Origin of the sequence: Planctellipticum variicoloris, assembly GCF_030622045.1 — a bacterium.
In the GTDB taxonomy this organism is placed as follows: Bacteria; Planctomycetota; Planctomycetia; order Planctomycetales; family Planctomycetaceae; genus Planctellipticum; species Planctellipticum variicoloris.
On the sequence record NZ_CP130886.1, the window covers coordinates 4,058,768 to 4,070,099 of the forward strand.

The 11,332-nt window shown below is 65.6% G+C and carries 10 protein-coding genes; 3 read left to right on the plus strand and 7 right to left on the minus strand.

Annotated elements, in window-relative coordinates; translation table 11 throughout:
* Window positions 1–170: 170 nt before the first annotated feature.
* Window positions 171–1,364, minus strand: coding sequence for a Gfo/Idh/MocA family protein (locus SH412_RS15760; protein WP_336518973.1), 1,194 nt, complete (start codon window positions 1,362–1,364; stop codon window positions 171–173).
* Between the two features lie 253 nt (window positions 1,365–1,617).
* Here SH412_RS15760 and SH412_RS15765 point away from each other — a divergent pair, with 253 nt between their 5' ends.
* Window positions 1,618–2,127 (plus strand): hypothetical protein, encoded by a 510-nt coding sequence (locus SH412_RS15765; RefSeq protein WP_336518974.1) that lies wholly within the window; start codon window positions 1,618–1,620, stop codon window positions 2,125–2,127.
* A gap of 76 nt (window positions 2,128–2,203) precedes the next feature.
* Here the strand turns inward: SH412_RS15765 and SH412_RS15770 are convergent, their stop codons facing one another.
* Complete coding sequence (locus SH412_RS15770) at window positions 2,204–3,490, minus strand: THUMP-like domain-containing protein (RefSeq protein WP_336518975.1); 1,287 nt, start codon at window positions 3,488–3,490, stop codon at window positions 2,204–2,206.
* Window positions 3,491–3,579: 89 nt separating this feature from the next.
* Here SH412_RS15770 and SH412_RS15775 point away from each other — a divergent pair, with 89 nt between their 5' ends.
* Together SH412_RS15775 and SH412_RS15780 are read left to right on the plus strand one after the other, a co-directional pair.
* On the plus strand, window positions 3,580–4,563 hold the full coding sequence (locus tag SH412_RS15775; protein WP_336518976.1) for an energy-coupling factor ABC transporter permease: 984 nt from the start codon (window positions 3,580–3,582) through the stop codon (window positions 4,561–4,563).
* Window positions 4,553–5,215 carry an energy-coupling factor transporter transmembrane component T family protein gene (locus tag SH412_RS15780; RefSeq protein WP_336518977.1) on the plus strand — a complete coding sequence of 221 codons (663 nt, stop codon included), beginning with the start codon at window positions 4,553–4,555 and terminating at the stop codon, window positions 5,213–5,215. Before SH412_RS15775 ends, SH412_RS15780 begins: the two co-directional genes overlap by 11 nt.
* Before the next feature lie 308 nt (window positions 5,216–5,523).
* Here the strand turns inward: SH412_RS15780 and SH412_RS15785 are convergent, their stop codons facing one another.
* The 5 genes from SH412_RS15785 to SH412_RS15805 form a co-directional block, all read right to left on the minus strand.
* Window positions 5,524–6,774, minus strand: a complete 1,251-nt coding sequence (locus tag SH412_RS15785; RefSeq protein ID WP_336518718.1) for a hypothetical protein — start codon at window positions 6,772–6,774, stop codon at window positions 5,524–5,526.
* Between the two features lie 88 nt (window positions 6,775–6,862).
* A complete protein-coding gene (locus SH412_RS15790; RefSeq protein ID WP_336518717.1) occupies window positions 6,863–7,117 on the minus strand; it encodes a hypothetical protein in 255 nt (84 codons plus the stop codon).
* Between the two features lie 148 nt (window positions 7,118–7,265).
* A protein-coding gene (gene prfB, locus SH412_RS15795; protein ID WP_336524166.1) for a peptide chain release factor 2 occupies window positions 7,266–8,382 on the minus strand; the annotation gives its coding sequence in 2 pieces (ribosomal slippage) (window positions 7,266–8,312 and window positions 8,314–8,382; 1,116 coding nt in all).
* Between the two features lie 204 nt (window positions 8,383–8,586).
* Window positions 8,587–9,522: an amidohydrolase family protein gene (locus SH412_RS15800; protein WP_336518978.1), complete on the minus strand. Its 936-nt coding sequence runs from the start codon at window positions 9,520–9,522 to the stop codon at window positions 8,587–8,589.
* Window positions 9,523–9,697: 175 nt separating this feature from the next.
* Window positions 9,698–11,176 (minus strand): DUF1501 domain-containing protein, encoded by a 1,479-nt coding sequence (locus SH412_RS15805; RefSeq protein ID WP_336518979.1) that lies wholly within the window; start codon window positions 11,174–11,176, stop codon window positions 9,698–9,700.
* Between the last annotated feature and the right edge of the window lie 156 nt (window positions 11,177–11,332).

Consider the following 11,332-nt stretch of genomic DNA (forward strand, 5'->3'; position numbering starts at 1 on the left):
GCTGACGATCACGACGCACGTGGACGTCCATCGTACGGGGATTTCGCGGGCGGACGATTCCGCCTGGGAAGACTCCCCCTGGCGTCAACGCCTGTGGACCACCAATTGCTGACGGCACGCCTGCAATGCCCACGCCCTTCGAGGACTCAGGGCGCGCCACTCGAATTCCACTACCGCGCCGCAGGATGTTTCAGGGGGAGCCAGGCGCCGTTTTCGCTGCTGGAGGCGACGCACTGCTGAATAAAGTACATCCCTTCGACGCCGTCGTAGACGTTCGGGTAGATCGTATCGCGCGTTGCGAACGACTCGCCGACCGCCCGCTTTGCCATGTCGTCGTAGGCGAACCGGTAGATGTTGGCGAAGGCTTCAAAGAAAGCCTCGGGGTGACCGGCGGGGAGCCGCGACGAGGCTGCGGAGAGAGGCAGAATGTATGGTCCGCCGTTGCGGGTGTAGATCCTGTGGGCTTCGCCGTTCCGGCGGACGATGAGCTTGTTCGGCTCTTCCTGATGCCATTCGAGGGCGCCCTTGGTGCCGTCGACTTCGATGAACAGGTCGTTTTCGCGGCCGTGCGAAATCTGGCTGGCGGTGACGGTACCGAGTCCGCCGTTGGCGAACCGGATCACGGCGCACCCGTAGTCGTCGAGCTTCCGGCCGGGCTCAAAGGCCTTGAGGTGACAGGAGACGTCGCCGGGGGTGAGATTCGTGATGTAGCGGGCCAGGTTGTAGGCGTGCGTGGCGATGTCGCCGAAGCAGCCGGCGGCGCCGGACATTTTGGGGTCGGTGCGCCATTTGGCCTGCTTCTGTTCGGACGATTCGAGCCGGGTGCGGAGCCAGCCCTGAATGTAGTTGGAGCGGACGGCCTGAATTTCGCCCAGTTCGCCGGCGAGGATCATTTCGCGGGCCTGGCGGACCAGCGGATAGCCGGTGTAGTTGTGCGACAGCGCGAAGACGACGCCCGACTTTTCGACGACCTGCTGGAGCTGTTCGGCCTCCTGGAGATCGAAGGTCATCGGCTTGTCGCAGACGACATTGAAGCCGGCCTCGGCGGCGGCCCTGGCGATGGCGAAATGGGTGTGGTTGGGGGTGGCGACGGTGACGAAATCGATCCGCTGATCGGCGGGGAGCGCCAATTCCTTCTGGATCAGCTCGGTAACGGACCCGTAGGCGCGGCTTTCCGGGATGTCGTAGGCGGGTGCGGAAGCCTTGGCGCGGGCGGGGTCGGACGAGAGAGCGCCGGCGACGAGGGAGGCGCGGTTATCGAGGACTGCGGCGGTGGCGTGGACGCGGCCGATAAACGCGCCCTGACCACCTCCGACGAGGGCCATGCGAAGTTTGCGGTTGAGGGGGCCGTTCGTCGTTTCCATGCTGCGAATCCTCGATGTCTGTGGCGTGGATCAGATGCTGTGGGAACCGGTCCGCGTCGGGTGTTCCGAAATGAACAGGAAGAATACCGCTGAGTTCGGGGGAATGCCAACTCCGCCGCCGTCGGGTTCGCAGTCCAGAGAGGCTCTGGAGCGAACGCGCGCAGTTCGTTAGCATGAAGCGGAAAAGTCGACGGTCGTCGACGCCGCCCCATCGGCGGTGCGTGGGGAGATCTGGCCCTGGGGAGGACGGGACGTGGCAACTCGGCTGAAAGATCAGCGTCTGGCATGGCTGGTGTGCGGATTTCTGGCGGGACTGTGCGTGGCCTATATCTGGCCCCACGAGCAGGCCTACGCGGTTGCGACCGACCGCGATCAGCGGTTCGCCATCTGCACGGTGGAAGTGGGTCTCGCGAGCCCGGAGGCGATTTTTGTTCTGGACTTTCTGACGGGGCGGCTGCACGGCGCACTGCTGAACCCCCAGTCGGCGACGTTCACGAATTTCTGGGCACGGAACATTGCCGGCGATTTTCAGGTGGCTGGCGAAGGGGCGAAGGCCCAGTACACGATGATTCCCGGTGTGGGAAATTTGAACAGCGCGCGCGGCGTGCAGACGGCGAGCGGACTGCTCTACATCGGCGAGCTGACGTCGGGCAAGGTGGTCGCCTATCGCTTCCCGTTCCGCATTCAGCGCAATCCCCTGCCGGAAGTCGGGACGGTTGAGCCGTTCGCGTTCTTCCCCTTCCGCGAAGCGACTCAGGAATAGCCGTTCCTCGTCCGATTGCGGCCTGCGAAATGTCACGTGACCCGTTCCGGTTCATCCGGAGCGGGTCACGGCTCTTTCAGGACTGGCGACGGGCGACCAGAATGCGGGCTTTGCCGGCGACGCGGGCGAAGATCACGGCGAGGGACTCTCCCTTGGGAACCAGCGGCAGCTTGCGGCGCAGCGCTTCGGCCTGCACCGGAATGTGGCGGCATTTGATTTCCACCGACGCGACCCGCGTGGACCGCAGAAACGCCCGCAGATCCCGGTCGTTGTTCGGCAGGTCGGCGAGGACTTCGAACCGATGGACGAAGGGGGAGTCGACCGGCTCGGCGGAGGTGAGATACTCCTCGGCGTCGTCGAGCCGCGACAATCCCAGTTGTTCGGCGCACAAGTCGACCATCCCCGCGCGGACGACGGCGGGATCGGGGTCGTAGACGTACTGCAGCGTGCCGCTCCGCGGCGCGGCGGCGTCGAGCGGATGTCCGGCCAGCGTCGCGCCGGCGGGGAGGACCGTCGCCCGGAACGGAGCGGAACTTGCCAGGCTGCCGAACCAGATGGTGGCTTCTTTGCATTCGCCGTGGAGGCTGATCAATTCGACTTCGGCGTCGGGAAATTTGCCGCCGAAGTTGCTGGCGGGGCCGACCTTGATGGCGCCCCCTTCGACTCGATCCCGCAAGGTCTGCAGCCATTCCAGGGGCGGGACGTAGTCTTCGATGCGGGAGACCCGGCCGGCCGAACCCGGTCGACGGTCGGGGTCGATGTGGACCAGCCCGGAAAAGTCGGTCAGTGCCAGAATATCGGCGCAGACGGGAGTGATCCGTTCGCGGACGCCTTGGACTTCGGCGTTCCAGGCCATCCGGAGGAGCGTCTCCGGGTTGAGATCGACCGCGGTCACCGGGTGACCGGCGGCCAGGGCGATCGAATCGCTGCCGATACCGCAGCAGAGGTCGGTCACCGGTCCGGTGAACCGTTGGGCTTTATGACGGGCGACGAGTTCGGAGGTGCTCTGCTCCAGGCCCTGGCGGTCGAACCACATCTCGGCGGCGCGGCTGAATTTTGCGGTCGCGCGCTGGCGGAGCTCGACGAGGCCGATGGCGGCGCGGACGAGGTCGTCGGAGAAGTCGCGGCGGAGCGTTTTCTGCCAGGCGAGCTCGGTGGATCCCCCGCGTCCGGCGACGACACGGGCCAGCAGGTCCGGGGTTGCCCGCAGGCGGCGAAGCAGGTGGCATTCGGGAGATTGGTCGATTTCAGCAGGAAGCGGTGGAACAGAGATGGTCGGCAGTCCTGACGGCGGGGTGTGAAGAATCCTTCGCGCAATGAATCCGGCATCCTCCCTGAGTCGGGGTCCGTTTGCAAACGCCACGCGGCAGAACTAGAGTGCAGATTCCCGCCGACCGGCCATGTGGCGGTCTCAGCGACCTCGAAAACCTGCTTCCCGCGCCGAGCCCGCCCATGCATATTCGCGATGGCATCCTGAGTCCCGAAGTCTGCGTGGCGTGCGGTGCGTTGAGCCTGCTGGCGGTGGGCTGGAGTCTCAAGAAGGTCCGCGAAGATCTGTCGGACCGGGCGGTGCCGCTGACCGGCATGATGGCGGCGCTGATTTTTGCGGGTCAGATGGTGAATTTTCCGCTGCTGGGAGCGCCGGTTTCGGGTCACCTGCTGGGGGGCGTGCTTGCCGCGACGGTCCTGGGGCCGTGGGCCGGATGCCTGGCGATCACGCTGGTGCTGATCGTGCAGGCGGTCATGTTCAGCGACGGCGGGCTGCTGTCGCTGGGGGCGAACGTGCTGAATATGGGGGTTGTCGGCGCCTGGGGGGGCTGGGCCATCGAGCAGGTGTTTCGGCGATTTCTCGGGAAGGGCGGCCCGGCGACGATCATGTCGGCGATGGGAGCGGCCTATCTGTCGGTTCTGGCTGCGGCGGCGTGCTTCTGTCTCGAATTCGCCCTGTCACAGCGCGGCACGGCGTTTCGCCCGGGAACCGTGCTGAGCCTGATGGTGCTGTATCACGCGGCGATCGGCGTTGGCGAGGCGATCATTACGGGGCTGGTTCTCGGGTTTCTGTGGGCACGGCGGCCGGATGTGGTGCTGGGACATGCTGAACGGGGTTCCGGCGGTTGGCGCGCGGTGATGTGGGCCGGTCTGACGATGGCGCTGGCGATCGCGGCGCTGGCTGCACCGTGGGCTTCGGAATGGCCGGACGGTCTGGACGCGGTCGGCCAGTCGCTGGGATTCGAGGCTCTGGCGACGGAATCCCGGCCCATCGTGCTGGAGGACTATGCCATACCGGTGATTCCGGAAGCCTGGGCGGGCGCGTCGGTGGCGCTGGCGGGCATTCTGGGGACGATGGTTGTCTTCGGTGCGGCGATCGCGATGGGTCGGGCGGCGAAGCTCTCCCTGGCTGGCGGACCGCTGGCGGGCAACGGGCATGGCCAGTGACATCGGGCGAAAGCCGCCGCCGGCCACCCCCTGTCATCGGCTGTCGCCCGGCTGGCGGCTGGGGATCACGCTGACGGTGCTGGTGCTGGCGGGGTTGCTCGATTTTAACCGCTGGCCGCTGCTGGGGCTGCTGACCGTTGTCGTATTCGCCGGGCTGAGCCTGGCGGAGGTGCCGCTGGAGTATCTGCTGCGGCGGCTGGGCTGGTTTCTGCCGCCGATTTTCCTGCTGGGACTGTCGGCCCCGCTGGGGCAGCCGGACGAGGCGGGCTGGCTGTGGGCGGCGGGGCTATGGCTGCGCTGCACCGTCTGTTTTCTGGCGGGTCTGTGGCTGATTCACGTGCTGCCATTCCCCGAACTGCTGGCGACGCTGCGGCGATGGCACGTGCCGCTGGTGCTGGTGGCGATGCTGGGGTTCATGTACCGGTTTCTGTTCATTTTGTGGGACGAACTGGACCGGATGAAGCAGGCGCGCGCAGCGCGGACGTCTCGGCCGGTCGGCTGGCGCGTGGCGTGGAAGACGTCGGCGATGATGCTCGGTCAACTGCTGCTGCGGGCGTGGGACCGGGCGGAGCGGGTGCACCGCGCGATGCTGGCCCGGGGCTGGGACGGGTCGGTGAAGAGCCTGGATGGGGAGTGGGGGTCAGGGATCTGAAGAGGAAGGGGTTTACCGCGAGGGCGCGGCGAAGAAATCAGGAGAGTGAAAAGTGAGTATTGAGTAGTGATGAGTGCAAAGTGACGGAGAACTTGATCCACGGCCGGGTGGCGACTCCTTCATTTTGCACTACTCACTTTTCACTTTCCGGATCTTCTCAGTCTTTGACCTAGTTCCCAGGCTCCTGCCTGGGAACGTCGCCTTTGGACGCTCTGCGCCCTCTTCCCTTCGCGCCCTCAAGATGGAAGAGCGAGGCAGAGCCTCGCCACCAGCCGGTTCCCAGGCAGAGCCTGGGCTGCGCGAAATCGTCAATTGTTGGCGGTCCCGGTTGATCCGGCTTTTGTTCCTGGAAGGACGGGGAGGGCCTGGCGGCGCTGGGCTGTCAGCGACTTGCCTAAGTGGTCGTCGATCCACGCGAGCAGGTCGCGATGCCGCACGGCGTTCAGGGCTTCGCAGATCTTTTCCTCGCTGATCCGCACGACCGACGCGGCCATCCCCAGAATCAGTTTCGTAAAGCCGCCGCGGCTGTGCTGGCCCTGCAAACGCTTGCCCTTGCCGATCAGCGATTCCAGCACTTCGCTGCTGGCCGGCAGACTCTGTCCGGGGAGCACGCCGCTCGACTGCTCGCTCACGAACTCCACCAGCCGCGCCGCCGCACGCTCACCGGCAGGCGTTCGGGCCACCGTCTCCAGTTGCCGGCGCAGCGTCTCGCCGGCGGCGGCGTGGTAGCCCGCCACGCGCAGGAACTCCAGCATGTGGTCCTTGACCGCCTGCAAGTCGTTCCAGTCCACGAGCGCCTCCCGGAAGTCGCGGATCCAGCCGAACTTCTCCTCGAGCCGCGTCAGGTCGAGACCCGCGGGACGTTCGGCCGCGGGCGTGTCGATCAGCCGCAGCATGCGGGCGCCCCAGCCGATCAGCGGCCCCAAGTTCAAGTAACGCCCTTTGACTTTCTGCGTGGGGGGAGCAAGGTGTCCGAGTTCCGTCTGCTTCACCCGTGGCTGCGTCTGCCCGCAGTGTTTGACGAACGCGATCCACCGCGGATCGGCGAGCAGTTCGTGCTTGAGCACGATCGCCGTCTTGTGGGCGATGTCGTGCAGCACCTGCGTCGTCGGGTGCTGTTCGCGGAAACGCTGAGCGCCGCCGAGAAGATCCGAACCCTCGTCGCTGAGGATGGCGGCCGGCACGCCGACCAGCCCGGCCGCAGCCGCGAGCTGCCGCTGGACGATCTCGCCGCTGGATTTTTCGACCGGCTGCAGCGCCAGCAGCGTCAGATCCTGGTGCGTCAGCGGCGCCGTCAGCGCTTTCCACGCCGACAATCGCAGCCCCGCGATGACCAGACACTTCCGCGACCCCAGTTGCAGCGTGTGGTCGACGAGGAACACCCAGTCGGCGGCGAATTCCTTGGGCCGCCGCAACTCGTGCAGTCCCAGCCGCAGCAGCCACGCTTCCGCAGTATTGGCCGCAGGAGCCCCCCGGAACTGGGGCAGGCTGTCCCGCAGCAGTTCGACCACCGCCCGGCAGCCGCGAAAGCTGACCGCTCCGGCCAGACAGAACTGCAACGTCAGGCCGATGGCCGCTGCCGAATACGCATGATGGGCCGGTCGGACGGCGTCCGGGAGGGGGCCAGGGGCTGCGTCGGCGACCCGGTCAGCGCCCGGATTTTAAGGCGGCGATCTCACGTTCCAGGTCCGCCGCGCGGCGTTCGGCCGCGGCGGCCCGCGTGCGCCACATCGCGCGGCTCTTCTCGACGGCGCGGGTCTGGTTCTGCAGGAGCTTGCAGGTTCGCTTCCACTGGCCGGACTTCGCCTTCCACCGATTGCGACTCCGCTCGAAGAACCGCACCAACTTGCCCGCCGGCGACGAATACCGGGCGACGGCTGTTTCGCTGGTTTCGCAGGTCATGACGTTCCTCCTTGAACAAAAAGCCCAGTGGAACAAAAACGCGACGATTCGCCGAGGCCAATTGCCCCTGAAAACGACGGATTTCGCGCAGCCCAGGCAGAGCCTGGGAACCAGTGTTGCTGGCTCCCTCCCTCTCTTCTCCGGCCGACTATTCTGCGGGCTGGTCGAGGCTCCAGCGGAGGTAGGCTTCGAGGAACGGGTCGATCTTGCCGTCGAGCATGGCCTGGGGCTGGCTGGTCTTGAGGCCGGAGCGGTTGTCCTTCACGTACGAGTCCGGATGGAGGACGTAGTTGCGGACCGTTTCGCCGCCAAAGCCGATTTTGGACTTCTGGCCCCGTTTGGCGGCTTTTTCGGCATCCCGGCGATCGCGTTCCATCTGGTAGAGCTTTGCGGTCAGCATCTTCCGGGCGGTGGCCCGGTTTTTGTGCTGGCTCCGTTCGTTCTGGCAGCGGACCGACAGTCCGGTCGCCAGGTGGGTGAGCTGGACGGCCGATTCGGTCTTGTTGACGTGTTGTCCGCCGGCGCCGCCGGCCCGGGCGACGTCTTCGCGGACATCCTGGGACCAGTCGATGTCGATTGTGAAGTTGTCGTCGAACTCCGGGACCACATCGACGGCGGCGAACGACGTCTGCCGCCGGCCGGCGCCGTCGAACGGGCTGATGCGGATCAGCCGATGGACGCCGGTTTCGCCCTTGAGCAATCCGAAGACGTAGGGTCCGCGGATGGCGATCGAGGCGTTCCGGATGCCGGCTTCTTCGGCGGGGGAGATATCGAGCAGCTCGGTCTGGAAGCCCCGTTCCTCGGCCCAGCGCTCGTACATGCGGAGCAGCATCTGCGCCCAGTCGGAGGCGTCGGTTCCCCCTTCCCCGGCCTGCACGTAGAGGTAGGCTGACAACGAGTCTTCGGGCTGCGCCAGCATGGCCTGCAGCTCGACAGCGGCGAACTTCGTTTCGAGATCCGGCAGAGCGGCGGCGATTTCCTGTTCGGCCTCGCCGGAGTCGTCCTCGGCGGCGAGTTCCAGCATCGCTTCGAGATCATCGGAGCCGGCAATGAGCTCATTGATCGGCTTGAGACTGGCGTTGAGCTGTCGCAGTTCGTCCATCAATGGCTGGGCGCGGTCCTGGTTATCCCAGAAGCCGGCGGCGGCCATCAGTTCTCCGATTTCGGTGGCGCGAGTTTTCTTGCCAGCCCAGTCAAAGAGAGTCTCGGAGATGGAGAATGCGGGCGATCAACTGGCGGGCTTTGCCCTGTAGTTCCTGGTCCATGTCGGCGGTCGCAGTCAAAAAGAGGTCCCGCCCGCATCCCGCGGGGCGGTGAATCGGCCAATGGGGAAGTATAGCCGCGGGAGGCGGCGCGGAGAAGGACCGGCGACCGTGCGCCGATCGGCAAGGTGCGTTGCGACGTACCTGTCTTTGTCGTCCGGCTGAATCCGAAGCGATGAAACTCGATGAGGTGCGTCCAGATGCACCCTACGTGAAGAAGAACACTCGTTCGGCGGTTTTGCGGAGGAGCCAGTCGCGGTCGGCGGGGGTAATGAAGTCCAGCTTGTCGCGGACGAGGCTGATCGAGGCTTTGTAGTTGTTCTCGCCCTGGACCTGGTAGGGAGCATCGCTGGCCCACATCAGCCGGCTGGGGCCGAAGACGTCGTAGAGCCGTTTGATCATGGGGATCAGCTCCAGGTGGGGCGGCTGCTTCTGCCCGAGCGCGTAGTATGCTGAAATCTTGACGCTGGCGTGCTTGTGGCGGGCCAGGCGGCAAAGCTTGTCGAGGTCGGCGTCGCGCATCTGGCCGTCGACGCCGATGCGGGCGAAGTGGTCGATCACCACCGGCGTGTCCGGGTACTTTTCGCACATCCGATCGACGCCCGGGAGCTGGTCGGGGTTGATCAGGCAGCACATGGCCTGGCGGGTTTCGCCGCCGGTCTTCCACATTTCGTGCATGCCCGGGGTGTCGAGCCACCTGGCCTGCTGGTCCTCCTTGCGGATGAAGGGGGTGATGCGGAAGCCGGTGACGCCGAGGGGCAGGAGTTTCTTCGCGGCCGCGCCGGCGCCGGGCTGATGGTCGTCCACCATGCCGACGATGCGGAAGCGTTTCGGGTGCCGCTTGACGGCGTCGATCAGGTAGGAATTGTCGAACAGGTGGTAGACCGAGTGCTGAATCAGCACGACGCGGGTGACCCCTTCGGGGCCGGCGATCGCCATCAGCTCGTCGTCGGTGAAGCTGGGGGGGTTGAGATCCTTGACGGTCTGGCCGGCAGTGAGCGGGTACTTGTCGGCGGTGGGGGGCCAGATGTGCGAGTGGGCGTCGATCCAGCCAGCGGCTGCGTCCTGAGCGAAGAGGGAGGGGGTCAGACCGGCCACGGTCATGGCGGTTGCTCCGGCGGCGAGGGCTTCGCGTCGCGTCATTCCTTCGTTCATCGGTTTCTCGGCATTCAAGAGGTGAGAGGGGTATTCCATGTCGCGGAACAGGCCATGATCGCTTGAGCGAGCTGGCGATGCACGTCGATCAGGCGGAAGCCGCGGTCGGAACACCGGCGGCGAAATCAGGCCGTCGCGGCTCCCGGCAGTCGACCGGCGGTCGCTACAGCAGCAGGTCCTTGATCACATGCGGGCTTTCGACGCCGGTCAGACGTTGTTCGAGTCCCTGGAACTTGTAGGTGAAGCGTTCGTGATCGATGCCCAGGCAGTCGAGAACCGTGGCGTTGAGGTCGTTCACGTGGGCCGGCTTGTCGACGACGTTGTAGCTGAAGTCGTCGGTCTCACCGTAACTGATCCCCCCCTTGATGCCGCCGCCGGCCATCCACATGCAGAAGTTCTTCGGGTGGTGATCTCGGCCGTAGTTCTCTTTGGTGAGCGTTCCCTGCGAGTAGACGGTCCGGCCGAACTCGCCGCCCCAGACGACGAGGGTCGAATCGAGCAGTCCCCGCTGTTTGAGGTCGGTGAGGAGGGCGTAGATTGGCTGATCGGTATCCCGGCACTGGGCGCTGATGTTGTCCGGCAGATTGCCGTGCTGATCCCAGCCGCGGTGCAGGAGCTGGACGACGCGGACGCCCCGTTCGATCATCCGTCTGGCCAGCAGCGTGCTGGCGGCGAAGGTCCCCGGGACCTGGACTTCGGGACCGTACATTTCCAGCGTGGCTTTCGTTTCGCCGGAGAGGTCGACGAGCTCCGGCACGCTGGACTGCATGCGGAAGGCCATTTCGTACTGCGCGATGCGGGTCTGCGTTTCCGGATCGCCGAATCGGGCGTAGGTCTTCTCGTTGAGGGCGGCGAGCGTGTCGAGCATGGCCCGGCGGTCGGACGGTCGAATGCCGGGAGGGTTCTGCAGATACAGGACCGGGTCTCCCTGGCTGCGGAGGGCTACGCCGGTGTAGCGGGACGCCAGGAAGCCGCTGCTCCACATGCGGGTGAAGAGGGCCTGGGCGGCGGCGCTGGAGGACCAGGTGGGCGTGAGGACCACGAACGACGGCAGGTCGTTGCTGACGCTGCCGAGCCCGTACGACACCCAGGAACCCAGGCTGGGTTTGCCGGGGACTTCGCTGCCAGTCATCACGAAGGTGCAGGCGGGGTCGTGGTTAATGGCGTTCGTGTAGACGGACTTCACCAGGGCGATGTCGTCGACCACTTTGGCCGTGTGCGGCAGCAGTTCGCTGACCCACCGACCGCATTCGCCATGCTGGGTGAAGGCGAATTTCGAGGGGGCGACCGGCAGCCGTTTCTGGCCGCTGGTCATCGTGGTGATCCGCTGGCCCTGACGGATACTGTCGGGGAGGTCGGCATCGAAGTGCTCCTTGAGGCCCGGCTTGTAGTCCCACAGATCGAGCTGCGACGGGCCGCCATTCATGTGCAGATAGATGACTGACTTCGCCCGCGGCGTAAAGTGCGGCAGCCCCGGCAGCGCGGGGAACATTTGCGATCCCGTGTCGGCCGCCGCGGCAGGACGGGTGCTCGCGGATTGAGCGGCCAGCATCCCGAGCGCTGCGCCGCCGAGACGCATCCCCGAATTGCCGAAGAACTGACGTCGGGTCAGTGCGAGCTGATTCTCGAAGATCGGATGCATTGAAGAATCCTGTTATTGGTACGGCCCGAGGACGGGCCTTTTGTCATTGGTTATTTGTTATTGGCTATTGGTGCGGCCCGCGGACGGGCCTTTGGTATTTGGCGATCTGTACGGCCCGAAGGCGGCCCCCTGGTCCGTTGTTCTTTGCAAAAGGCG